At 40.4% G+C, this 24420-nt stretch carries 19 protein-coding genes; 9 read left to right on the forward strand and 10 right to left on the reverse strand.

Annotated elements, in window-relative coordinates; translation table 11 throughout:
* Positions 1–239: 239 nt before the first annotated feature.
* Both RMZ41_RS27055 and RMZ41_RS27060 read right to left on the reverse strand, forming a co-directional pair.
* On the reverse strand, positions 240–902 hold the full coding sequence (locus RMZ41_RS27055; RefSeq protein WP_322644916.1) for a hypothetical protein: 663 nt from the start codon (positions 900–902) through the stop codon (positions 240–242).
* 79 nt (positions 903–981) lie between these two features.
* Positions 982–1692, reverse strand: a complete 711-nt coding sequence (locus RMZ41_RS27060; RefSeq protein ID WP_322644917.1) for a cadmium resistance transporter — start codon at positions 1690–1692, stop codon at positions 982–984.
* A gap of 252 nt (positions 1693–1944) precedes the next feature.
* On the opposite strand from RMZ41_RS27060, the gene RMZ41_RS27065 reads away from it, so the two are divergent.
* Positions 1945–2931: a LysR substrate-binding domain-containing protein gene (locus RMZ41_RS27065; protein WP_322644918.1), complete on the forward strand. Its 987-nt coding sequence runs from the start codon at positions 1945–1947 to the stop codon at positions 2929–2931.
* A gap of 238 nt (positions 2932–3169) precedes the next feature.
* Here the strand turns inward: RMZ41_RS27065 and RMZ41_RS27070 are convergent, their stop codons facing one another.
* Entirely contained in the window at positions 3170–3295 is a 126-nt protein-coding gene (locus RMZ41_RS27070) for a hypothetical protein (protein WP_322644919.1), read from the reverse strand.
* Positions 3296–3736: 441 nt separating this feature from the next.
* Here RMZ41_RS27070 and RMZ41_RS27075 point away from each other — a divergent pair, with 441 nt between their 5' ends.
* Positions 3737–9160, forward strand: coding sequence for a translocation/assembly module TamB domain-containing protein (locus RMZ41_RS27075; protein WP_322644920.1), 5424 nt, complete (start codon positions 3737–3739; stop codon positions 9158–9160).
* A 452-nt stretch (positions 9161–9612) separates the two neighbouring features.
* Here the strand turns inward: RMZ41_RS27075 and RMZ41_RS27080 are convergent, their stop codons facing one another.
* Positions 9613–10518: a polysaccharide deacetylase family protein gene (locus tag RMZ41_RS27080; RefSeq protein WP_322644921.1), complete on the reverse strand. Its 906-nt coding sequence runs from the start codon at positions 10516–10518 to the stop codon at positions 9613–9615.
* Positions 10519–11077: 559 nt separating this feature from the next.
* On the opposite strand from RMZ41_RS27080, the gene RMZ41_RS27085 reads away from it, so the two are divergent.
* Positions 11078–11590 (forward strand): DUF3122 domain-containing protein, encoded by a 513-nt coding sequence (locus RMZ41_RS27085; protein WP_322644922.1) that lies wholly within the window; start codon positions 11078–11080, stop codon positions 11588–11590.
* 135 nt (positions 11591–11725) lie between these two features.
* Here the strand turns inward: RMZ41_RS27085 and RMZ41_RS27090 are convergent, their stop codons facing one another.
* Together RMZ41_RS27090 and RMZ41_RS27095 are read right to left on the reverse strand one after the other, a co-directional pair.
* Positions 11726–12016: a hypothetical protein gene (locus RMZ41_RS27090; RefSeq protein WP_322644923.1), complete on the reverse strand. Its 291-nt coding sequence runs from the start codon at positions 12014–12016 to the stop codon at positions 11726–11728.
* A gap of 287 nt (positions 12017–12303) precedes the next feature.
* A complete protein-coding gene (locus RMZ41_RS27095; protein ID WP_322644936.1) occupies positions 12304–13143 on the reverse strand; it encodes a prephenate/arogenate dehydrogenase in 840 nt (279 codons plus the stop codon).
* Positions 13144–13212: 69 nt separating this feature from the next.
* Here RMZ41_RS27095 and RMZ41_RS27100 point away from each other — a divergent pair, with 69 nt between their 5' ends.
* From RMZ41_RS27100 to RMZ41_RS27110, 3 genes are all read left to right on the forward strand, one after another.
* Positions 13213–14790 carry a pentapeptide repeat-containing protein gene (locus RMZ41_RS27100; RefSeq protein WP_322644937.1) on the forward strand — a complete coding sequence of 526 codons (1578 nt, stop codon included), beginning with the start codon at positions 13213–13215 and terminating at the stop codon, positions 14788–14790.
* A gap of 118 nt (positions 14791–14908) precedes the next feature.
* Positions 14909–15502: a DUF1517 domain-containing protein gene (locus RMZ41_RS27105; RefSeq protein WP_322644924.1), complete on the forward strand. Its 594-nt coding sequence runs from the start codon at positions 14909–14911 to the stop codon at positions 15500–15502.
* Between the two features lie 70 nt (positions 15503–15572).
* On the forward strand, positions 15573–16457 hold the full coding sequence (locus tag RMZ41_RS27110; protein ID WP_322644925.1) for a hypothetical protein: 885 nt from the start codon (positions 15573–15575) through the stop codon (positions 16455–16457).
* Between the two features lie 592 nt (positions 16458–17049).
* Here RMZ41_RS27110 and RMZ41_RS27115 read toward each other — a convergent pair.
* The 3 genes from RMZ41_RS27115 to RMZ41_RS27125 form a co-directional block, all read right to left on the reverse strand.
* Positions 17050–19008: an EAL domain-containing protein gene (locus RMZ41_RS27115; RefSeq protein WP_322644926.1), complete on the reverse strand. Its 1959-nt coding sequence runs from the start codon at positions 19006–19008 to the stop codon at positions 17050–17052.
* Positions 19009–19531: 523 nt separating this feature from the next.
* A complete protein-coding gene (locus RMZ41_RS27120; protein WP_322644927.1) occupies positions 19532–20053 on the reverse strand; it encodes a Coq4 family protein in 522 nt (173 codons plus the stop codon).
* A gap of 60 nt (positions 20054–20113) precedes the next feature.
* On the reverse strand, positions 20114–20632 hold the full coding sequence (locus RMZ41_RS27125; RefSeq protein WP_322644928.1) for a P pilus assembly/Cpx signaling pathway, periplasmic inhibitor/zinc-resistance associated protein: 519 nt from the start codon (positions 20630–20632) through the stop codon (positions 20114–20116).
* 363 nt (positions 20633–20995) lie between these two features.
* Here RMZ41_RS27125 and RMZ41_RS27130 point away from each other — a divergent pair, with 363 nt between their 5' ends.
* On the forward strand, positions 20996–22261 hold the full coding sequence (locus RMZ41_RS27130; RefSeq protein WP_322644938.1) for a sensor histidine kinase: 1266 nt from the start codon (positions 20996–20998) through the stop codon (positions 22259–22261).
* Entirely contained in the window at positions 22261–22923 is a 663-nt protein-coding gene (locus tag RMZ41_RS27135) for a response regulator transcription factor (protein ID WP_322644929.1), read from the forward strand. The genes RMZ41_RS27130 and RMZ41_RS27135 overlap by 1 nt, the downstream gene beginning before the upstream one ends.
* A gap of 26 nt (positions 22924–22949) precedes the next feature.
* On the opposite strand, the gene RMZ41_RS27140 is transcribed toward RMZ41_RS27135, so the two are convergent.
* The gene (locus RMZ41_RS27140; RefSeq protein WP_322644939.1) at positions 22950–23375 is read right to left on the reverse strand and encodes a nucleoside deaminase; all 426 of its coding nucleotides are present in this window, start codon (positions 23373–23375) and stop codon (positions 22950–22952) included.
* Between the two features lie 89 nt (positions 23376–23464).
* Between RMZ41_RS27140 and RMZ41_RS27145 the strand changes: the two genes are divergently transcribed.
* A complete protein-coding gene (locus RMZ41_RS27145) occupies positions 23465–24262 on the forward strand; it encodes an ion transporter (protein WP_322644930.1) in 798 nt (265 codons plus the stop codon).
* Positions 24263–24420 lie beyond the last annotated feature (158 nt).

Genomic DNA, 24420 nt, shown 5'->3' on the forward strand with positions numbered 1-24420 from the left:
ATTGTACATTTAATTCAAAATTTATTTTAATGCAGATATCGAAATAAAACAAGCCTGACAGAATAATTCAGAATTCGTAATTGATGGTAAAGGACAACTGTAAGTAAAAAGTGGTCAAAAAAAACAGCCAAGAATCAGAGAGATTTTTACCCGTGCAAGTCAGGTTTTTTCTCTAATTTTGGCTGTCACCCTGTTTAAATTGAGAACAATCATTCAAAAATAGACTATGCAGTTCGATTTCAAGACTGCTTACTAGGCGCATTAGGAACTCGTGTCTCTATGATAGCCTGCGATATATCTGGGATAAACCAGTTAGCCTTATTGCTGTTAAGAACTTTCACAGTCGGAACATTCAATTCAATCGCACCAGTATCTGCATTTGTCTTAATCACCAACTGAGTTCCATCCAGGATTTTGAGAGCGACAGGCCCCGTCAATTCTTCACCTTGCCCATTAGGACTAGAAGTGAAATTTGCTACTTTAAGATCATTCGGTAGATAGATACCATCACAATCCCAGTTATTTTTTGTAGACTGACCATTAGCTAGAAAATACAGACCATTGTCGTAGACGGCATCTTCATTGTCTTCATCATTGGGTCTTTTACCATATACTGCGATGGTATTACCTGTTTGGTTTTCGCATTTACCCCAGTTAATTCCCGTCTCTAAAGCATATTTTTGCAGTGTTAATTCCTCAGTTCTCTTTTGAATTTCTTCTGGTGTCAGAGCCTCAACTCCAGTTTGGGCTTCTTTTGTTTGAGACAATTCGTTAAGTGCTTTAGTAACTTCGATGTAATCAGGGTTTTTGCTAAATTTTGGTCTATCAGCAAAAGAAGGTTGAGCAAAGGCGAGATTGGCAACAATCATTAAGAGAATTAGCAGAGATTTCCAGACTTTCATGTTTTGATTCCTGTTGATGGATAAGATATTTTGTAGTTTTAGATTCATTTTGCTAAGAAAATTCATGATGCACATCTTTCTAGATACTTAACTTTTCTTGTTCTTCACTCGACGGCTGAGTATTCAAACCTAAAATTAATGAGAATATATAACTAGAAACTACAGAGAAAAGAGTCCAGGTAACATTTTCTGTGACAATAAATATGCCCAAACCAATCAAGATACAAGGGACAAAAGTGTTGCCATTCTCAGTTAAGAAGTTTGCGATCGCAGGCAAGTAGGTTAATTTGTAAGCGGTATAACACCATACACCCACTAAAGCGAAGAATACACTTAGTATAATTAGCAGACTATCTAATTCCGAATTGGCAAACAAGGGTACGTAGACACTGATATTATCACTACCATTAGCAAAGGCGATCGCAGCTACATTGCAAGTTTGCGGAGAGAGAAAACTCTTAACTATAGAGGGACAAGATGGCTCGGTTTCTGCTTCGGCTTCTTCTGGTGAATCTTCTTCGCGTTTTAGTAAACCACTCACACCAATAATTATTGGCATTAAACCAAGTAGTCTAATCCAGTCCTGCGGTATAATCAGTCCACCGAAGAAACCGGGAAGGCTAGCAACGATCAATGCAGCAAAACCGAGATATTGACCAGCAAGGATGTGACGACTGCGAAATGTTTTATTTATTTGTGAAAAAAGCAACGTCAGAATCACAATATCATCGATGTTGGTGGCACTGAATGCCGTAATCCCTGTGGTAATTGCAGTTACTAAACCGCTCATTTTTGGAAGTCCTTATTTTCAATGCTTGGTGATTGGGCATGGGGCATTGGGAATTGGGAATTGGGAATTGGGCATTGGGAATTGATTCCCCTTGTCCCTCTGCTCCCCTGCTCCCCTGCTTTCTTAAGACCGTGCCGAAGCTTTGATTTATACTTTAGTCAAACTAACCGATAGAATCAAATGCTTTTGTTTGTCAAAATGATAAATGAAAGTGATTAAAACTTTGACACTAAGTTCTAGGGACACTACAAAATGGCAGGAATGACGCTTGAGCAGCTTAAAATTTTTCTGGCTGTGGCGCAGCACTTACACTTTACTCGCGCAGCAGAGGAGCTTTATATTACACAACCCGCGGTCAGTGCAGCAATCCACAACTTAGAGCAAGAATATGGTGTGAAACTATTCCATCGGATTGGCCGCCATATCGAGATTGCTGAGGCGGGTAAATTATTGCAAGTGGAAGCGCGGAAAATTCTCGATCAGGTTTCCTTGACTGAAAGGGGATTGCGAGAATTGAATAATCTGCAACGGGGTGAATTGAAGTTAGGATCGAGTCTGACAATTGGTAACTACTGGCTACCAAGTAAGATTAGTGAATTTAAGAGCCTATATCCTGGTATTCAGATTAACTGTAGCCTTGCTAATACAGAAGAGATTTGTCTCGGAACAGCCACAGGACAGTTTGATTTAGGTTTGGTAGAAGGAGATATCAAGCCAGCGCTCCAGAATACTCTAGAGTATGAAATAGTGGGGAGCGATCGCTTACAAATTGTCGTAGGTCAAAAACACCCTTGGTTTGAGTGGGGAGAAATTGACTTAAGCCAATTAACTAAAACCCCTTGGGTGATGCGCGAACCAGGTTCTGGAACCCAGCAAAGGTTTGAAGAAGCCTTACTAAATTGGGAAATCAATCTCAGTGAACTAGATGTAATTTTAGTCTTCAACAGTGGAGAAATGACAAAAGCAGCGATCGAAGATGGTGTTGGTGCGATCGGAATTTCTGAGTTGATGGTAAAAAATGAAATACAACTGGGGACTCTGCGGGCAATTCGAGTGATAGATAATAGAGATAGTAAAGGTGCGATGCCTACGGCGGGTTACACCTACGCAGAAATAGTTCGACCTTTTTTCAAACTCAAGCATCGTCAGCGTTTTCAAACTGCTCTTTCTAAAGTCTTTGAACAAATGTTGATATCCTCTATGTCAGATACCTCACATGCAGATGTATCAGTTATTTAAATTAATACCGTTTTGAATTTTAGATTAATCCTGAATCATTCGTGAAACTTGGGAATTCTATTTTTCTTCTCTTCTCTACGAGAGGCTGCGGACTTCCAAGAAATAAATTACCCAAATGAAACGAACCACAGAGACACAGAGAACACAGAGGAATGAGGAGGAGAGGGTTTTTTCGTCAGTTTTTTGAGTATTTTTTTATTTGGAAGTCCCCTGCGCCAACGAGACGCTTTGCGAAGGCTTATACCATTTCACTAAAATCCTGATACAAATTCTTTCCCCTCTGCTCCCCTGCTTGCCTAAATGTATCAACCTTAAAGTGAAACGGGCGTGCTTGGCGTGCTTGGCGTGCTTGGCGGTTCGTCATCACGCATATTTTTCACAACTCAGATAGGATTCCTATATAACTAAGTCATCACTACTAGGTAAGACTTTACAATGTTGAATTTTCTAACCAGCGTTGTATATACAACAGTTCTCATGGAGTAGTTTAATATTAAGATTCTTTGTCATTTAAATTTTAATGCACAAGAGACAAACAAATACAATCTATCTAAAGATATCATTTTTTGGTACAAAAGATAGTTGCTGAAAATAAGATATGTAGTGCCACACAAGACATACTAATCATTTAGTTTGCTAATAACTAAGCAAAGTTTGTGAAAAAAGTATTTGCATAACTATAGAATCTTAAAGGATGAAGCAAAAATATATCTAAATATTTTAAAGCCACAACTTTTGACTAGCTAATACAACTGCTACTAGCCCGTCTCTCGGCTGATTTCAAATCAAAATACTGTTAACAATAATGACGCGCTCTCCAAATTCAGAAAATAATCAGGAACCATCTAATCCTCGTTTATGGCTCCTCCTCTTAGGACGTATCAGTTTGGCTCTCGGTGTTGTTTTACTGATTGGAATAGCAGTCGGTGCTTGGTGGGCTAGAAGCTATATATATAAAGATTTAGCACCATTAGTACAGCAAAATCTCGAACAATTGCTTGGGCGGTCAGTAAAAGTAGGTAACGTTGAACGTTTTTCGCTCTCTAGTCTGAGATTTAGCTCTCTATCCATACCTGCAACTCCTAATGATGCAGACCAAGTTGTAGCAAAAGCCTTAGAGGTGCAGTTCTCGCCCTTGCAAGTTATCTTAAGCCGAAAACTAGTATTAAATGTCACATTAGTTCAGCCCAATGTCTATATCCAACAGGATCGAGATGGTCGTTGGGTTACAGCACAAGTTAAGGCTGCGGAAGGAAAAGGTGCTATTCAAACTGAATTGCAAACACTTCAAATTCAAGATGGAAATATAGAGTTGATGCCGTTTGCTGCACCAACTAAACCGAAAGGCTCAGTAATATTAAATCAAGTTGGTGGTATTGCCCGATTTTTCGATCAAAATCAAAGGATTGGTTATGACCTAAATGGTCAACTCAACAGGGGAGGCGGGGTAAAAATCGCTGGAGAAACCCAATTAAAAGCTCAACAAACTAACCTCAACCTTTCAACACAAAATTTACAAGCATCTGATATTAGTCGATTAATTCAGTTACCAATTGCCTTACAAGCAGGGTATTTAAATGCTGATTTAGCAGTTAAGATTCCACCCAAACTGTCAGATATAGCGATTACGGGAACAGCTAGTGCTAATCAAATCGCTGCTAAAATTCAAAATATCCCTCAGCAGGTTTCTAATTTGAATGGGAGATTTACATTTCAAGGTCAGACAGTTGCTTTAGAAAATCTGAGTACGAACTTTGGCAAAGTTCCTATTCTGGCCAATGGAACAATTAATACTCAAACTGGTTTTAATGTCTCTGCTCAGATAAAACCAGTTACTGCTAAAAATATCTTAGATACATTGAATGTAAATTCGTCAGTCCCAGCTAGTGGCGAAATTCAAGCAAATATTAAAGTCTTAGGCGCACTTCAAAAACCAGTCGTTAGCGGTACAGTCAGCAATACAAAACCTATTCAAGTTGACCGCATTCTCTTCAACACTTTCAATACTGATTTCCGCTTGAATGCTTCTCAAACTGCATCTCAACTTGCTGTCTCCAATTTGAAAATAGTCCCCGCAGCCGGTGGTCAAATTACAGGAGGCGGTCAAGCAAATATCGGAGCCAAAAAAGACGTAATATTTAATGCTCAAGTTGATGGTGTATCCGGTGATATACTAGCGCGTAACTACGGCGTTGCTCTACCGATCGCAGTTGGGAATGTTTCAGCAAAGGCACAAATTGCTGGCTCACTCGGTCAACAGCCATTAAACCTTGATATTTCCAGCGCTCAAATTACACCACCAATAGGGGGGCAAATTATAGCCAGTGGTCAAATTCAACTAGCTCCCCAAGGTCAAGTAGGGGTCAATATTCAAGCTCAAGGTTTGCCAGGAAATGCGATCGCTCAAGGTTACAATATTTCAACTCCCCTGAATCTTGGTGGTATATCTGCAAACGCTAGAGTTACTGGTTCTCTGGGTACACCCTTAAATGTTAATGTGGCTCGCGTTCAGGCAAATCCAGAGGTAGGAGGGCAAGTTACAGCTAGTGGGCAACTTCAGCTTGCACCCCAAGGTAGGGTAGCGTTGAATGTCCAAGCCCAAAATTTACCAGGTGATGCGATCGCCAAAGCATACGAATCCTCACCCGGCATTACCATTGGGAATGTATCGGCAAATGCCGATATTTCCGGTACTCTGAGCAACCTGCAAGCAGTAGCGCGGGTGCAAGCGCCGAAAGCCACCTATCCCACTAACGGCAGGGTTGTTGTTACCAAACAAGGAGAGAATATTGTTTTGCCAGATGCCTTGTTGAACGTGGCAGGTGGGACAATTAGGGCGAAAGGTCAACTTGCACAACAACGTTGGCAAGCAGCTGTCAACACTTCTCAAATCCAACTCAACCGATTTTCACCACAACTGCGAGGACGGCTCAATAGCAATCTTCAGTTAGCAGGCACAACAACATCTTTCCAGCTTGCAGATATTCGCGCCGCCGGACAAATCCGCCTTTCCCAAGGGGTATCATTGCTGGCAAAACCTCTGACGGCTCAATTTCAATGGAATGGACAGCAGATTATAGTTGAAAATGCAGGTACGCCAGGATTGAGTGCTAATGGTGCGATCGCAATTCAAACTCCACCAACAGGCTCACCCCAAATTGCCGGATTTGATTTAAACGTACTGGCACAGAATTTTAACTTAAAAAATACAGGCTTTCAAATTCCTGGAGACGTAGCAGTAGCAGGGCTACTTGATTTTAACGGAAGAGTTACAGGTACTCCAGATGTTCCCCAAGCCAACGGTAACATCCGCCTGCGGAATTTCCAGGTTAGTAATTTGGCATTTGACCCACTTTTAACTGGAAAGGCGAATTTTCAAGGGGGACAGGGAGCAAGTCTGCAATTAGCCGGGAAGCAAGACATAATTGCGCTTAACTTGAATGCAGATTATCGCCCAACTTCATTTTTAGTTAGTCGGGATGGCGCTGTCACCACAGGTAGAACCGAGGGAGATAACTTACTCATCAACGCCCAAAACTTTCCTATAGCTTTAATTGGCGGCTTTTTACCTAACAATCAGTTGAAACCTCTGGGGGGAGAACTATCAGGAAACTTAGCTGTCAATCTTAATAATTATGCAGTTGCGGGAGACGTTGCGATCGCAGGGCCTCGCGTTGCCAGAGTTGCAGCAGACGAATTTCGTGGCAGCATCAATTATGCTGATGGTACTGCTAGCTTGGCTAATGGTCTATTGCGGATTGGAGATAGCAACATCGCCCTCAGTGGAAACGTGAAAACAGGGAATGACCCGCAATTTCAACTCCAAGCTAACTTAGACCAAGCCAGAGTTGAGAGACTTTTACAAGCATTTAATATCTTCGACTTTCGAGACCTTAGTACCGGGTTGAAACCTCCAACATTAGCTGGAGCAGAAGTACTTGATACCAATCCGATCAGTTTGCCCAATGCAGATTTGAAAACACAATTAGCATATTTCTCTAATATTGCAGCATCCATAGCACAACAACAGCAACAAGAAACAAAAAAAGACGCATCTTTACCTACCCTTGCAGAATTAACGGGTGTTTTGAGCGGAGGAATTACAGCTAACGGCTCGTTAAAATCTGGGGTGAATGTCGGCTTTAATTTCCAAGGTGCGAACTGGCAATGGGGCGAATACTCTATTAATCAAGTTATTGCTCAGGGTACTTTTGCCGATGGAATCGTCACACTTTCGCCCTTGAGTGTTGGAATAAATCAAGGACTAGTGTCTTTTTCAGGACAGTTAGGAACTGAACAACTATCTGGAAAATTGAATGTCGCAAGTCTACCTTTATCACTTTTACAACCTTTTATCGAAAAATATCCCGTAGATATAACTGGTAATGTCAATGCTGATGCCACCTTGGGAGGTAGTTTACAAGATCCCAGAGCGCAAGGGAATGTGACACTGGCGAATGCAACTCTCAACAAACAACCTGTGCAAACAGGACAAGTGAACTTTGACTACAACAATGCTCGTTTGAATTTCGACAGTACCTTACTAGTAACAGGAACCCAGCCAGTTACAGTTACAGGTAACATTCCGGCTGCGTTACCTTTTGCCACAGTGCAACCAGATAGCAATCAAATCAGCATCAACGCCAACGTGAACAACGAAGGATTGTCACTATTAAATCTATTTACCAACAATCAAGTTACTTGGGTAGACGGTCAAGGAAAAGTAGATTTAAACGTTCAGGGTACTTTAAACGAACCAATTATTAATGGAAACGCCACAATTAACAATGCAACTATTCGCGCTCAAGCTTTATCCGATCCCCTAACCAATATCACAGGGACAGCGCAATTTAATGGTAGTACGGTGAGTGTTAACAACATTCAAGCTCTTTACAACGAAGGGCAAATAACTGCATCAGGCATCTTGCCAATTCGCAATCCTCAGCAAGGCGTAGCGAATCCCCTGACAATATCAATAGCAGACAAACTCAACTTTAAGCTTGCAGGATTGTATGAAGGTGGTGTCGGCGGCGATGCTGTAATTCGCGGAACAGCCTTAAAACCGGTAATTGGTGGAGAGATTCGCCTAAGTGATGGTCGAGTAACTATAGGAAATACTGCTAAGACAAAATCAGCAGCAACAACAGAAGCTAACACTAACGTCATCAATATCAATAGAGAAGAGATTAACGCTAATGCTACACCTACACCAGAGAGTAGCACTAACCCAGCGACTACACCAGAAAATAACGCTAACCCAGCGACTACAGCAAATAATAACGCTAGCCCATTAACTACAGCAGGTAGTAATGCTAGTACAGGAACTCCAGTCAATTTACCTGTAGAGTTTGCAGATTTAAGGTTGATTCTAGACGACGATGTTCATGTTACCACTGAGTCTTTACTGAGCTTTGTACCAGGAGGAGCCGCATTAAGTCAGCCGATAGTAAACTTTGAGGCAAAAGGTGACTTGACTATCAATGGTACATTAGCCAAGCCACTACCTGAAGGATTGATTCGTTTGACAGGAGGACGACTGAGTTTATTTTCCACTGAGTTTGCATTAGCGCGAGGCTACGAACAAACGGCGCGATTTACTCCAAGTCAAGGACTTGACCCTACTTTAAATGTCCGACTTACTGCGATCGTACCTGAAGCATCAGCAACAAACACTCAAGTTTTAGAATCACCATTGTCTGCTGAAGTCAGCGATATTTCTGTAAATAACTTTGGGACTTTACGTACCGTTCGCGTGCAAGCAAGAGTGGACGGGCCAGCTAGTAGACTAGGCGAGAATCTGGAACTGACGAGTGAACCTAGCCGTAGTCGGGGAGAGATAGTTGGTCTATTAGGTGGTTCAATTCTTGGTTCTTTCGGTCAAGCAGATGCAGGACAAGGGCTGACTAATTTCGCTAGTTCTACCATTTTAGGTAGTTTACAAGGAACTATCACTGCGATTGGTCAGGCTGTTGGCTTCAGTGAATTTCGGATATATCCTACCCCTACTACTAATAATGAAACATCAAGAGCTTCAGTTCTGAATTTATCAGCAGAAGGTGTGTTTAATATTAATAACAATTTCTCTGCCTCTTTATCACGGGCTTTATCTACGGATGAGTCTTTGCGTTACAACGTGCTTTATCGACTCAACGACGAAATTTTAATGCGAGGCTCAACTAATTTAGGCGATGAAAATCAATTCCAAGTTGAGTATGAAACTCGATTTTAGACTGCTGCAATGGCATTGTTAGCCGAAACAATAGCATTGTCAGTCGATACAATGGCATTGTTAGCCGATACAATGGCATTGTCAGCCCAATACAGTTTAGTTAAGGCTAAAACTTTTTTATCAAAGTCAATTTTTTAACAAACCGCCATAGGATTACTATTTGATTTTTGAAAAGATACGTAGGGGAGCCAGTCGCGTGGGCGGGTTTCCCTAATTGAGCGTTAGCGACGCAGGAGCATTACTGGCGTTGCGTTAGCGCGGAGAGTACTGCACCAAAGCCTTAAGAATGGCGCGTTACGGCTTACGCCTAACACACCCTACAAATACTTAGATTTTTCAGAAATCAAAGAACATGATTTTTGTAAAGACGGCGATTGATCGCGTCTCTTGCCTTAACCGAACAGTATTCACCTAGCGCCGCCAAAATTACAGGTGTAGCTCTCCGTAGCATATCACTGATGATTTGTTACCACTGCTGATGCTGCCGTTACCGCCTTTTCTTCTTGGGCTTGCATTTCCAGCAATTGAGGAATTGTCACAAATTGATAGCCTTGAGCCTTCAAACCTGCGATCATTTCTGGTAAAGCCTTAACCGATCTAGAACGATTACCGCCCCCATCATGCATCAGTACAATTGCACCTGGTTTTGCATATTTCAGCACATTTTTAACTAGCATTGGCACTTGAGGCGAACGACGTTCAGCATCTCCGGACTGTTCTGACCACATCATCACAGCGTACTTCTCGTTTCTGGCATATTGGGCTAGCCCATTATTCAGAAAGCCTCCAGGGGGACGAAACAGAGTTGTTTTCTTTCCTGTCGTCTTGTAAATAATATCTGCTGTGCGGTCAATTTCACTAGCCGCAGTTGCCCCATCCATTTGAAAATACCAATGATGCCATGTATGATTACCAATTACATGACCATCAGCAGCCACTTGCTGGGCAATTTTGGGGAAGTACTTTACCATTTGCCCAACCATAAAGAATGTGGCCTTGATATTATTTTTCTTCAAAATTTCTAAAATCTGTACCGTATTTTTAGGGCCTGGGCCATCATCAAAAGTTAAAGCGATGACTTTCTCATTTGCTTTTAATTTTGCTTGATAAACGATTGTTCCCTGAAAAGGCTTTGGCACTTCATTAATCGAGTCTGTAGCTGGGGTGATAGACTGAGCATCTGCACTCATTACCCTACCTGAACTTGTTTTAGCATTCTCACCTTTTAGCTTTTGACTTCCAAACAGATGGTCAAGTTTATTTGTACCTGCAAGCAGACTGATACCTACACTACTTACACCAACAACTAATGTAATAGTTAGTACCTTTAATAACGACGATAATTTACGGTTAGACACATTAATCTCCTGAAATATTAGTTATTGGGAATTGGGAATTGGGAATTGGAAAATAGTATTTTTAATCTTATTCCCTAGTCCCCAGTCCCTAGTCCCTTTAATCAACTAAATTAATATATAGGAATCATATTTGATTTTTGAACGAAATTAGGTATTGTAGAGTGTGTTAGAACGGAGTTCGTAACGCACTATTATCAAAGGTTTGATGCGTTACGCTGTCGCTAACACATCCTACAGATATTTTCTCCAAATCAAACCGGATTCCTATATCTGCTGCTAAAAGAAAAAAGAATAGAATACTTTGAAACATGCCATATAGCTAAAGGAAGTCGGAATTTAATTTGCACTAATTCGCAACCTACGTACAAAAGTGCCATGACAAGACTGAATAAAATAATACATTAATGGGTTTAAGCCACCAAGAAAAGCAGCAATGATGGCAGTATAACCGTAACCAGGAAAAATGCTAAGGCAGAGTTGACCAATAAAGCCGTTTATTCTGAGATTTTGGCGGAGTTTTCACGGTTTTGCTTCTGAATTCTGTTGTAAAATATTTTAAATGAAGCGAAAATTTCAACAATATTTTTGGACTTGTGCCCTAGTAATGTTTCTAACATTAACTGGATGTGGCTGGGGTATAGAGCCAGCACAAGCGCTGTTGCGTCAACATCATGATTCTCCCGGTATTTTACGCTATCACTCACAAGTATCTGTCAAAGATGAAAAAGGATATGCTTGGCAAGTGCTGCTGTTCAAACAGAATTATACCAGTCCGGTAAAAGACTTACGGTTGCGCTTAGTTGCTTTTCCAGGTGTCGTTGAAATTGCTCATCACCAACCATTGTTGATTGAGACAGTAACGGGAAAATTGCTGAGTGCGTCGGATGCTTATGCTTTAACTGCACCCGTCCCTAATGTGGGGGAATATAACCTAACTGATATCTTACCAAAATTGCCAACAACTGATGCGCTAAAACTCTATGTGCCTCTCTCTAGTGGACAGCAATTGGTTCTCAACATATCCAACACTGTAGTCACTGAGTGGCAATGGCTAGTTACAGAGATTGATTAGTTAGTAAAAGCATCCAAATAAGAATAACCTAATGGTGATGGGGAGCATAATTAATGCCTGCGGAGGCAAAAATCCTGTCTTCATAATACTTATAAGACGAGTTAAAGCCTCCCACATCACACGCAGGAGTAATTGTTAGTCTTGAGACTCCTCAGAAGTAGTTTCCGATTCGGTTTCAAGTTCTTCTGTTTGGACTTTAACTGGAGGTTTAACTGGTTTTGGGCCACGCGCTAGGGCAGGATTCCCCTGCTGCCTGGTTTCGTTCCCATAAGATGCTTTTTTGTCAGTGCCAGATGAGCGATTACGGGTCGGCTTTGAGCTTTTGGGGTTGGATTCAATAGGAGTTATAGAATCCTTATTTTCGGAATTGTTGTCAGTATTTGCTTGGGACTGACGTTCCGATTTTTTAATTGGACGTTCTACCATTGTTGATTTTTGTAAATTTATCTGTATAGTACATCGGTTTGGTGACTATCAAACTGTCAAGTAGCATTTTTTTAAAGATTTATAGTCAGAATTCAGGAGTCAGAATTCAGGAGTCAGAATGGGCTAACCGCTCTGCTACCACTAACAGAAGTCAGAATTAAGAAAAAACTTTCCAAGTTTTCCGTGACTACTAAATATACATATTTAGTGGGGACTTTCAACCAGTTTATTTATCTACTTTTTTTGATCAAAATTAATTCTGAATTCTGACTCCTGATTTCTGAATTCTAATCAACAAAATCAGGTCGTGCCTTACCTGTTGATTTCAGTTTTTGCTCTAAAACTTCCCAGTTTTCTTGTTCAATTAAGTTCGTCAACTCATCGAGATTGTGACGATACTGTTGGAGCGATCGCAGCAATGCTTGACGATTATACCGCGCCATCATCACGCCCAACTCTGGATTCCCACCACCTACACGGCTGGTATCCCGAAAACCTGAACTAGCTAAGTTTTGGGCTAATTCCAAAACATCGGGGTCAGTTTCACTCAAACAAGCCGCAATCAACGAAGAACTCACCATTACAGGTAAATGGGAAATCCAACTAACAGCGCGGTCATGTTGCTCTGGTTGACAATAATAGATATTAGCCCCAAGCGATCGCACTATTTCTTCTACAACCGCAATTGCACTAGTTGGTGTTGTATCTATCGGTGTTAATACATAAGGTTTATCAACAAATAAATTCCGTTGTGCAGCTTCTATGCCACTATCTGTTCTTCCCGCCATTGGATGACCGCCGATAAAATTATCCCAAAGGGGAGAAATTGCCTTGACTATCTGTGCTTTCGCTGAACCCACGTCGGTCACAACGGTAGCGGTAGACAAATGAGCGATCGTCTCCTTCAATTGGGGCACAATAAGCGCTAGAGGTGTACAAATAAATACAACCTCTGCGGCGGCTAATAGGCTCAGATCCACTGATGCTTCATCAACACTGCCGATCGCAACTGCCTTTTCACAGGTAGATTCACGGCGACTGACTCCTAAGATATGATGTCCTTGCGATCGCAAATCAAAACCTAAAGATCCGCCGATCAGTCCCAGTCCTAAAATCCCAATATTCATTTTTGATTTTGACATTCCGTTTTTATGACTTTACCAACTATTAAAGTTGGCATCCAAGGGGTAGCATTAATGACTGTAGAGGAATTACTGGAACAATACGCAGCAGGAGTCTTAAACTTTAGTGGTGTTGACCTCTCAGAAGCTAATCTGAGTGGGGTCAAACTCAGTGGCGTAAATCTTAGAGATGCTAATTTGAGTATAGTTAACCTCAGTGGTGCAAATCTGAGCGAAGCTAACTTGAGCAATGCCAAGCTGAATGTAGCAAGACTCAGTGGTGCAAATCTATCCAACGCCATCTTGAATAACGCTAGTCTCAACGTGGCTAATTTGATTCGAGCCGATCTAGGTCGCGCTCAACTTAGAAAAGCCTTGTTGATTCGCGCCGAGTTAATTCGAGCCGATCTCAGTCGCGCCGACTTGTCGGAAGCCGATCTCACCAGTGCTGATTTGCGAGAAGCAACACTCCGCCAAGCGAATCTCCGCCACGCCAACTTGAGCGAGACTGTCTTAAAAGGCGCTTCTTTAACAGGAGCAAATTTAGAGATGGCTAACTTAAACGCTAGTGACCTCAGTCGTTGCGATTTGAGTGGTGCAAATTTGCGAGATACCGAACTCAGACAAGCAAATCTCAGCCATGCTAACTTGAGCGGAGCAGATTTGAGCGGCGCAAATCTCCGGTGGGTAGATTTGAGCGGCGCGAACCTCCGGTGGGCAGATTTGAGCGGCGCAAAATTGAGCGGGGCTACTTTAATTGGCGCAGATTTAACCAATGCTAATTTAACGAACACAATTTTCATCCACGCCGATTTAACTCAGGCAAAATTAATGAGGGCGGAATGGATTGGTGCTGATTTAACAGGAGCAACATTAACTGGAGCCAAGCTTTATGCTACTTCCAGGTTTGGTTTAAAAACCGAAGGCATGATTTGTGAATGGGTCGATCTTAGTCCAGCCGGCGATCGCTCCATTATTCAAAACTTCCATTCTGAAGACGCACGAGACTTTTTTAACGAAACACCGCCAACAATCCGCATTATTGTTGATGCAGCCTTAGAACACGAAGCCAATTTTGCGATCGCAGGTGCTTATTATCAAATTGCTCAGGAATACCGGAAACTAAAACAACCCCCAAGCATAGAAAGTGGTCGTCGTCGAACTATTTTCACATTTTATGTAGATAGCGACGAAGCCTTATTTTCCACAGCTTACATAGTGATTCTTCCCTTTCTAGATGCAATATCTAGTCAAAAGAATATTTCTAGCGTAGTGGAAATGATTAACACTGAAATTATTGCAAACCAAAATTTAAAATCCCTAAAATCACCTCTAATGGTGAAGCAATTAAATATTCTTTTAGAGCAAGCCATGAGTCAGGCTACAACAATTAAACAGATGAAAAAAAATATTGAAGTAGCTGCGAAGTTAAATTTTTGTAAAGCCCCAACTCAAATAGTTTTAACAAACTCTAGCGCCCACACGTTGATTATCCATGAGCATCCCAACTTTGGGAAAAGATTTATTAATCGCTCTGCTCTCAATGCTTCAATTTATGATGATATATCTAATGAGTCAATAAATTATGATATATTGCCTTCGTTAAATATGGTTATAGATTTTGTTAAAGGATTTCATTATATTAGTCATTAGAAATGGGAATTGGGAATTGGGTATTAGTTATTAGACCAATGATAAATGACCAATGACAAATGACCAATGACAAATGACAAATGACAAATGACAAAAATCGAAATTATGGAGGACAAAAATGCGCGATATATTTAATAAAGTGACCGGTCGAACTCGTTATGTAGTTTTTCGCCTATTTCTGCACTTAGGGGGAGGTGAAGTAGCGCCAATTTTGGGAGTATTAAATAGTGCTGGGCGAGATGCGATCGATGCTGATGGCGACTTAGAAGTTTTGGGAGAAGGATTGGTAGAAATTAGCCAAACCCTGCTGCAATACGATGAATATTGGCTTTCTGCGGCCAACGAAGGTGACGTATTTTGGACTGAAGGTGAGGCGGGAGATTATGTGAACGAATTATTTACCGACTCAGCCGAAAGATATCTCAGTGAACCAAATTATAGTTCTGAACCTGGATTGAATGAACCTTTATCTATACCTGTTACCCGCAACGTCATTGTGATGATTACAGTAGCTTATGAAGGAGAAGTTCCAGAGTTAGAAACCGATCTTTCTAACGTTCAGGCACTCAAAGAAGGATTGAAAGCATTGATAAATTTGCATTATAAACATAGATTAAAGGCAATTCAAGTGCATTTTTCACCAGCACAGTTGGGCGATGAACTAACTAGCGATCAACTATTGCAATATTACCCAGAATTGATTCCTTTATAATGTGTTGGGTAGTCCGTACTTACTACTCACATCGAGAAATTGTTAAGCTCAGAGATAGGACAATAATCCAATGATCATGACCATAGTACGTAAATTTACAGCCGTTTTTTTAGCTCTGAGTTTGTGTGTTACCACTGTCGCTTGTGGTGGGGGAAATGAAACTACTCCTCCTGCTAAAAACGTTAGCCAAAGCTCTACTAACACCAAGCTGAGTGACGGAGAGTATAAAATCCAACAAGCTACTTATGACGATGCAACTGGCGAGTATAGCTTGTTTTTACTTAACAATAATCCCCCAACCTTTGCAACCGAAAATTTGCAAATGGCACGCTTAACTGATGATGAAATCAAGCAAGGCAAAAAGAGCTATCTGAAGGTAGATAAAGGACAACCAATTTTATATCTGACGGAAGATTTTAAAATTGAGTACGTCCACAACGTTACCGAGAATAAAACCAATCCCCAAACCGGACAACAAGAGACGGTTGTAGTCCGTCGAGAAAATAACTTTTGGGCACCCTTTGCTGGGTCTGTAGCTGGTAGCTTGGCAGGACAGGCAATTGGTAGTATGTTGTTTAGACCTCAGTATTATGTACCCCCTGTCTATCAATCAGGACAAGGATTAAGCGGCTTCGGTGGATACGGCGGAAGCTATGGCCAAGCAGTTCAAAACTACCAAAGTCGGTATAATGCCCCACCCGCAGCCGTGACAAATCGAACTGCATTCCGCAATACAGGGACAATTAGAAGGTCATATCCTGGAAATTCAAATATACGCAATACACCCCGTAGCACTACAGGTAATAACCGTCCTTCTGGTTCTGGTTTTGGTGGTAGTAGCTTGCGACCCTCTGGTAATTCCAGCACTACCAGACGGAATTCTGGCAGTGGTTTTGGCAGTGGACGTAGTACAGCCCCCCGTCGCTCAAGTGGTTTTGGCAGCAGACGGCGTTAATAAAATTTTCTTACCGAGAAATCAAAAATTTTTGAGCGGGAAAGGTTCTAAGGTAAGGAAAAACTAAAGTTAATTAACGGGCAAAATGCTTTTTGTTAGTTGGTTTCTAAGAGATGTCGTCATATATTTCTATAATGACATCTCCCCAAAAAAACTAATCGAATGCTATCAGCATTCGATTAGCGATTTTTTTAATCAAATAGCTAACAATCAGCAAATTCAATAAACTATAACCCCAGTATTAGCCGGATATCCCCCCGCAGTTGTTTAATCCGTTTCAAATCCTTCTATAGAATTTAAAAGATTTCAGAATGCGACATCTCATTACACACTAGCCCTACAATCGCTGTCACACGCGGATGTAGGGTTTTTTATAAGAGGCAGTTCTTGCTGGGGAAAAGGTACAAACCAAGCTGAATTGTGGGCAAAAGCCCCCTTGCTCCAATTCTGGGTTGGTTGAGAGCAACAACCGCAAGTGGCGTGGTTTTTCTCCCCTGCTCCCTGCTCCCTACTCCCCTGCCCATCGCATAACCATTGCAGTAAAAATAACAGTAAATCTGGTGAAAAAATTTCTTAACGTGTTCTTGACTCATCACCACTGAGGATTTGCAATAATTAATTCCGCCGCCTCAAAGCTATCTAATGGATGAGAGAAAAAATATCCCTGTCCATATTCACAGTTCAACTTTCTCAACACTGCTAGTTGCTCCTCTGTCTCTATCCCTTCAGCGGTCACATGTACCCCTAATTTGTGTGCCAATGTAATAATTGTCTCAACAATATCCAAACTTCTATTATCAATAATGTCTCCACTAACAAAAGAGCGGTCTATCTTTAATTGATTAATTGGAAAGCTGTGGAGACGGCCCAATGAGGAATAGCCCGTACCGAAGTCGTCAATTGCTAACTGAACTCCTAAATTTCTCAGTTCCTTTAGCCTGATGATAGCTTTATCGTTATTTTCCATAATTACGCTTTCTGTAATCTCCAGTGTCAAACTTGATGCGGGGAGTCCAGTGTCTTGTAGAACTTTATTGATGTGCGGCAGCAACTTTTCTTCACTGAACCTAGTACTACAAAGATTGACACTGATGGTCAAAGGAGACTCATCCAGATCCATACACCCAAAGTTTTGCCACTGCTGTATCTGACTACATGCCTTATGCAAAGCCCACTGCTCAATAAGGATAATTAGCCCAGTTTCTTGGGCAGTTGACATGAAATACTCTGGCAAAACAATGCCGTGTTTCGGATGTAGCCAACGAACAAGCGCTTCAAAACCAGTAATTTTACCACGACTAAGTGACACTATGGGTTGATAATAAATTCTAAATTCTTGAAGCTCAATGGCGCGGCGCAGATCGTTAACTAACTCCAAGCGTGCTATTGATTGAAGATGCATATCTGTGCTAAAAATTTCATAGCACGCCCTACCTTTTGTCTTAGCTCGGTACATGGCAATATCGGCATCACGCAAAAAGTCTTCTGGTTCTTTAGAACCTGTTGTGCTTAAAACAATGCCAATACTTGCTGTAGTAAAAATTTCTTGCTCCCCTATAACCACCGGAATTGCCAATTTATTTTGTATTCGCTCAACGACGGCTAACACCTCTACTACATCTTTAATTCCCACCAGCAAGATGGTAAACTCGTCTCCTCCCAGCCGTGCAGCTATATCTATAGAGCGCAAGCATTCTTGAAGCCTTTGAGCAACAGTTACTAGTAATTGATCTCCAAATGTGTGTCCGAGACTATCGTTGATCAACTTGAAGCGATCTAGGTCTATAAACAAGACAGCAAATAAATAATCTGGATGCCGTTTGGCATAATCGACCGCATATTTTAAGCGGTTCATAAATAAAGCGCGGTTTGGGAGTCCCGTTAGTACATCGTGAAATGCGAGGTGCAGCAGTTGTGACTTGGCTCGCTTACGCTCTGTAATTTCACTGAGCAATTTTTGATTTGCTTTCGCTAGTTCTTCTGTACGTTTTAGGATTTGTTTTTCAGCTTGTTTAACTTCACTGATATTACACAGCAACCAACGCCAGCCCCTCAACTTTTGTTGTGAGTCATACACTGGAGATGCCCTGATACTAGCAGGAAAGGGTTTACTAAACCGTGGTTTGAGGTCAATTACCCACTTAGTTAGCTGCTGCAAATTATTTATTCGGGAACTAAAGAGCCGACGATCTTGTTGAGCAATAAACAGAATTAATGGTTTACCTACTAGATATTTTTGGGGTACAGAGAACATGGTTGCTGCTGCATGGTTAGCCTCCAGGATCTTCCCTGCGGTATCAGTTACCAAATAAGCATCCGGCGCAAAATTTAGCAATTCTTGGTAACGTTGACACTCTCTCTCTGCTGCCGCTCTTGTTAACTCTAGCTCCTCTGAAGCAGCCAATAATTCTTCCAATGCCATTTGGAGTTCATCGAAAGCTGCCACTATTAGCTCTTGTTGTGAGTTCGGCTCAGTTGCAGTGCGTTGCCATATTTCCTGTACCCTTGAACGCAATTTCTCTACCTGTTGGTTAAACTCATCTACATCCATGTTGCTTAACCTGCAAAACCAAGTGTGAGTGTAAGTAGCGATGATTCAACCTAAAAGTATTAATGTATACTACAAAAAATACAATCTATAGCAGGACATATTTTTAGAAAATAGAGGGCGATCGCAGTTTATCTACCGCATACAAATTGATATACATCAAATCAATGCACCGCACGCTTACACATCCCTACACAAACGGATATTTAATAGAATTAATCCATTATTCAGTAGTCACAAAAACTACAGCAAAGCACCGCAAATAGTCTTTCAATCTGCTGAATTTCAAAAATTCTCATATAGCAATCCTAAATGAGTTGTTATCAATACTCTCTTTAATGGATTGCTAAGAATACAAAGAAATAACCAAAGATTTATCTCTCATGATATTGACAAACTCCTCCATCTTGTGGAGCAAAGCAGCCCTGCCTGCTCCCTGCCTCTTCGGTCAATGCGTAAGTATTAAAATAGGGAAAGGGAAAGGGGATGAAGTTTTCCCCTTTCCGCATCTTCTGCAAGAAGTCTGTTAATTTTTGACTATGGAAAATAGGGACTGAACATCAGTCAAGGGTAAGTGCCATAGTAATTCTGGTTGCCAAGTATCTGGATCGAGTTGAGAATGACAACCGCGTTGATATGCTTGCCAGAGTTTATCCCAGCTAAATTGTTGTTGAGAATTTAGATTTTTATGAATAACTCGCAATAGCCCTAACCCCAGCATGAAGTTAGTTATGCTAAATTTGGTTCCTAATAAAAATGCTTGTACTTCTGCTTCGCCAATAAAGTCAGTACCATAACCTGTAAGGACGTGAATCCCATCATGAAGTTGTTTACGGCGGCTACCGGTAGTAAAAGGTTGTAAATTGTGTTCATTGAGGAAATTTGCCCAAGTTCCGCCAAAAGTGTCAGTAGGGAGTAAACGCAATTTCTCTATTTCCACAATTTGGGGAACATCTCGCCCTTGTGCTACAGCGATGCGATCAATTAAATCTAAAACCTGTTGTACGCAAGGAGTGGGATTTGGAGAAGCGGTAAATGGTTGCATCATATATTCAACAATGAGATGGGCAGTGTTGCCCACCCCACAATTATTATTTTTGAAAAATTATTATTGAGGATTGCCTTGCTGACGGCGTGAAGGAGCATTTTGACGGAATTGCTCTAATTTTTGGCGTTGTTCCGGGGTTAAAACTGCTTGAATCTGTTGTTTCTCAGATTCCCGGATTTGCCGCATTTGGGTTTTTTGTGCTTCAGTCAGATTTAACTCAGCAAAATTACCTTTGCGTTGACGTTGGCCGGCTTGCCGTTGACCTTGACCTGTTTGCCCCTGAGCCTTACGCGCTTGCCACTCAGCCCGACGCGCTTGTTTTGCTGCTTCTAATTTTGCCTTTTGTTCTGGAGTCAAAACTGCTTCAAATTTGGTGCGGCTATCGCGGCGAATTGTCTGAATTTGGCTTTTTTGGGCATCTGTTAGATTTAATTCCTTCCAAGGGCCCCTTTCTTTTTGTGGAGTTTGTGCCAGCAACAAAGGTGAAGGAGAGGCTGTTTGGGCAGTAACAGCAAAGGAAGTTGCACTTAAAGTTAGAGCGATCGCTCCAGCGACTAGGGATAATGCTTTGAGTTTCATTACTTACTTGGGAGTTTTTCCTGGTTGGTTGTCACCATCATAAGAGCTTATCTTTAGCAGTTACATGAGGAGAAAGTCATGCTTCTACCCATGACTAAAGTCATGATTGAATTTTGACAATTTTGATTAACAATAAATAGTTAGGAGCTAGGAGTTAAGAGTTACGAGTTGGAAGTTACAAATGATGGAGAATGGAGATTTTTATAATGATTGATTTATAAATCCTTGTTTAGCTTATTGCATAATGTTTTTAACACCTGTATTTACTATTAATTTCTCAGTTATCAAAAATTGTATACCAGGTAAGTATCCACCCAAAAGTTCTTAACTCCTAACTCATTCACAACTGGAGAAAAATGAATGATCAATAGTCAATTAAAAATTAACAAACATCCTTTTCCCTCTCTACTTTATCTGGAGTGGATACTACTAGCTATCACTGCATTGATAGCAGTTATACCACCTCCATTACGGCGATTTCGTCCCAAACCTCCAGAACTATCAATTTGTGGTACATTTCCAGACTTATCAATTTGCAATCTATTGCCAGAACTGTCAATTTATAGTCTGATTGTTTTTGCATTGATGGGGTTAGTCTTACCTATTAAGAGCAAAAAAGCTAAAATAATATACACAGCTATTGAAATCTTGTTAATTTTAACAACTGGACTTTTTGGTGAAAGATTTGCTCGACTTTTCCCTTTCCTTTACATAATTTTAGTTACTCGTAGTTGCCTAATATTTAACTTACCTGGACGTTTATTTGTTACAAGTCTATCCTTTGCCTTATTTCTATTGACTACACAATTAAAATACCAATTATTCAGTTTTCAAGCTTCCCCACAGGCACAAGATCGCTTTCGATTTCTTAGCTTAAATTGGTCGCTGGTGTTTGGCTTAAGTTTGGTTTTTGTGTTGTTGATGATGAATGCAGTATTATCTGAACGGCACAGTCGAGAAAAACTAGCGATCGCTAATGAAAAACTCCGCGAATATGCTATGCGAATTGAAAATCAAGCTACCTTAGAAGAACGTAACCGCATTGCTCGTGAAATTCATGATTCATTAGGACATTCTCTCACTGCTTTAAATCTGCAATTAGAAACGGCTTTAAAACTATGGCAATCTAACCCAGGTAAAGCTGAAACCTTTCTAGCAACTGCAAAGGAATTAGGTTCAAAAGCGCTAAAAGATGTCCGTCAATCGGTTTCTACTATGCGTTCTAATCCCTTACAAGAGCAATCTTTAGATGGTGCGATCGCTAGTCTTTTAGAAAACTTTCATCGCTCTAATGGCATTTTACCGATTTATCAAACTAACCTGGAATATTCTCTACCACCTGACATTAACACTGCAATTTACCGGATTACTCAAGAATCTTTGACAAATATAACTAAATATGCAGGTGCAACGGAGGTTAAATTAGAACTCACTATGACAAGAGGAAATTTACGATTGATAATTCAGGATAATGGTAGAGGTTTTGATTTAAGTCAAAATACTACTGGTTTTGGACTTCATAGTATGCGCGATCGCACTTTAGCACTAGGAGGCGAGTTTAATATTAATAGCGCTCCCAGTTCTGGATGCAAAATTATAGTTAATATTCCGTTACTGAGGTTGAGATAATGATTAAAGTGTTGTTGGTAGATGACCAAGGTTTAATTCGTCAAGGATTAAGAGCGTTATTAGAATTAGAATCAGATTTAGAGATAGTGGGAGAAGCTGAAAACGGTGAACAGGCGATTAATTTAGTCACTGAATTTCACCCGGATGTCGTATTGCTAGATATCAGAATGCCTATTATGGATGGAGTCGCAGCAACGCGAGAAATTCAAAAACGTTTTCCAAAAACTAAAATTTTAGTCCTGACAACTTTTGATGATGATGAATATGTATCAGCAGCGTTGCAAAATGGGGCAATGGGTTATTTATTAAAAGATACACCATCAGAAGAATTAGCTGTTGCAATTCGTGCTGTTTATAAAGGATATACTCAATTAGGCCCAGGTATAGTTAGAAAACTATTAACTCAATTTTCTAATCCTACGCCAACCCAGTCACCACCTGTACCATCTAATTTAACTGAACTTACTCCTAGAGAAAAAGAGGTTTTGCGATTAATTGCTACAGGCGCTAGTAACCGAGAAATTGCTCAACAACTCTACATTTCTGAGGGGACGGTAAAAAATCATGTTACAAATATTTTGAACAGGTTAAATTTGCGCGATCGCACTCAAGCAGCGATTTGGGCAAACACATATTTATCCTATTTGAATGAGCCAAGTTAAATAATTCGTAATTCGTAATTCGTAACTTATTTAAATAAGTCTAAACATTCATTTTTTAAAATGCCTTTAGTAACTTTAATATTCCTAAATGACTTCGCAATTACTTCTTCGCAAGATATATTAATTTGTGATTGATTTATCGAGATTAAATCTTGAATTGAAGCACCATATACAATTTCTGATAAACCACTCCAAACACAAGCGGTTGCACACATGGGGCAAGGTTCGCCAGTTGTATATATGCTATAACCTTCTAAGGAAAGGTTTTTAAGTTTAGCTGTTAAACTACGAATGACGTTGATTTCTGCATGGGCTGATGGATCGTTGTCCCTTGTCACAGTATTATGTGCTACGGCAACGACTTCGTTATCTTTAACAATCACAGCACCATAAGGTGCATCTCCTTTTTTTGCTTCTGCCAAAGCTAAATGCATAAAATATTCTGGGTTCATATAAGCTGATGTTAACATAAAGATAATAATTAATAATATCGTATTTCTAATGTTATAACTTGGGAATTAAGATTAATTAATGATCGAATATGTTACTGAACAGGCAAGAAACAGAATTTTACTTAAAAGACCTGGAAACACCAATAGGTAAAGCGATCAATTTAACTCTTGCCGCTTTGGTATTACTGTCATCAGGAATTTTTGTAGCAGAAACTTATAATCTTCCTGATTATATGCGGTTCCAATTGCATTTAGTCGATACTGCGATCGCAATCATTTTTGCGGTGGAATATTCACTCCGTTTGTGGAGTGCGGAAAACAAAATTAAGTATATTTTTAGTTTTTATTCGATTATTGACTTAATAGCGATTTTGCCATTCTTTCTAGGAATGGTAGATATTAGCTTTATCCGTCTACTGCGATGGTTTCGGATTTTACGACTAATTAGATTTATCGATAGAAAATTTTTATTCGCCACTATCAGTACCGAAGATGGAATGATTTTTGCGCGAATACTATTTACATTATTTGCAATTGTTTTTATTTATTCTGGTTTAATTTATCAAGTAGAACATTCGGTTAATCCTGAGAATTACGGTACATTTTTGGATGCATTTTATTTCTCTGTTGTTACTATGACAACTGTGGGATTTGGCGATGTTGTTCCAATTTCTGAATCAGGGCGTTTGCTAACAGTATTGATGATTTTTACCGGAATTGCGCTGATTCCTTGGCAAGTGGGAGATTTAATTAAGCGAGTAGTGAAAACTGCTAATCAGGTAGAAACAGTTTGTTCGGGCTGTGGTTTAGCTTTCCATGATGTAGATGCTGGGTTTTGTAAAAGGTGCGGAACTAAGTTACCTAGTAATATAATTCGTAATTCGTAATTCGTAATTCGTAATTCGTAATTAGCAGTACATAAGGATTTTAGATATTCCATAAGGGTGGTTTATTTGCCTCGTCTTGTACTATAGGATTACTATTTGATTTTTGAACGAAATTAGGTATTGTAGTGGACTGACACAGCTAAAATGTTGCATTAGAA

Source organism: Nostoc sp. DedVER02 (genome assembly GCF_034530675.2).
GTDB lineage: Bacteria > Cyanobacteriota > Cyanobacteriia > Cyanobacteriales > Nostocaceae > Nostoc.

Excerpts from the sequence above, each read along its gene's own strand:
- RMZ41_RS27055 (WP_322644916.1), bottom strand. The coding sequence starts at position 902 with ATGAAAGTCTGGAAATCTCTGCTAATTCTCTTAATGATTGTTGCCAAT.
- RMZ41_RS27060 (WP_322644917.1), bottom strand. The coding sequence starts at position 1,692 with ATGAGCGGTTTAGTAACTGCAATTACCACAGGGATTACGGCATTCAGT.
- RMZ41_RS27065 (WP_322644918.1), top strand. The coding sequence starts at position 1,945 with ATGGCAGGAATGACGCTTGAGCAGCTTAAAATTTTTCTGGCTGTGGCG.
- RMZ41_RS27070 (WP_322644919.1), bottom strand. The coding sequence starts at position 3,295 with ATGACGAACCGCCAAGCACGCCAAGCACGCCAAGCACGCCCGTTTCAC.
- RMZ41_RS27075 (WP_322644920.1), top strand. The coding sequence starts at position 3,737 with ATGACGCGCTCTCCAAATTCAGAAAATAATCAGGAACCATCTAATCCT.
- RMZ41_RS27085 (WP_322644922.1), top strand. The coding sequence starts at position 11,078 with ATGAAGCGAAAATTTCAACAATATTTTTGGACTTGTGCCCTAGTAATG.
- RMZ41_RS27090 (WP_322644923.1), bottom strand. The coding sequence starts at position 12,016 with ATGGTAGAACGTCCAATTAAAAAATCGGAACGTCAGTCCCAAGCAAAT.
- RMZ41_RS27095 (WP_322644936.1), bottom strand. The coding sequence starts at position 13,143 with ATGAATATTGGGATTTTAGGACTGGGACTGATCGGCGGATCTTTAGGT.
- RMZ41_RS27100 (WP_322644937.1), top strand. The coding sequence starts at position 13,213 with ATGACTGTAGAGGAATTACTGGAACAATACGCAGCAGGAGTCTTAAAC.
- RMZ41_RS27105 (WP_322644924.1), top strand. The coding sequence starts at position 14,909 with ATGCGCGATATATTTAATAAAGTGACCGGTCGAACTCGTTATGTAGTT.
- RMZ41_RS27110 (WP_322644925.1), top strand. The coding sequence starts at position 15,573 with ATGATCATGACCATAGTACGTAAATTTACAGCCGTTTTTTTAGCTCTG.
- RMZ41_RS27115 (WP_322644926.1), bottom strand. The coding sequence starts at position 19,008 with ATGGATGTAGATGAGTTTAACCAACAGGTAGAGAAATTGCGTTCAAGG.
- RMZ41_RS27120 (WP_322644927.1), bottom strand. The coding sequence starts at position 20,053 with ATGATGCAACCATTTACCGCTTCTCCAAATCCCACTCCTTGCGTACAA.
- RMZ41_RS27125 (WP_322644928.1), bottom strand. The coding sequence starts at position 20,632 with ATGAAACTCAAAGCATTATCCCTAGTCGCTGGAGCGATCGCTCTAACT.
- RMZ41_RS27135 (WP_322644929.1), top strand. The coding sequence starts at position 22,261 with ATGATTAAAGTGTTGTTGGTAGATGACCAAGGTTTAATTCGTCAAGGA.
- RMZ41_RS27140 (WP_322644939.1), bottom strand. The coding sequence starts at position 23,375 with ATGAACCCAGAATATTTTATGCATTTAGCTTTGGCAGAAGCAAAAAAA.
- RMZ41_RS27145 (WP_322644930.1), top strand. The coding sequence starts at position 23,465 with ATGTTACTGAACAGGCAAGAAACAGAATTTTACTTAAAAGACCTGGAA.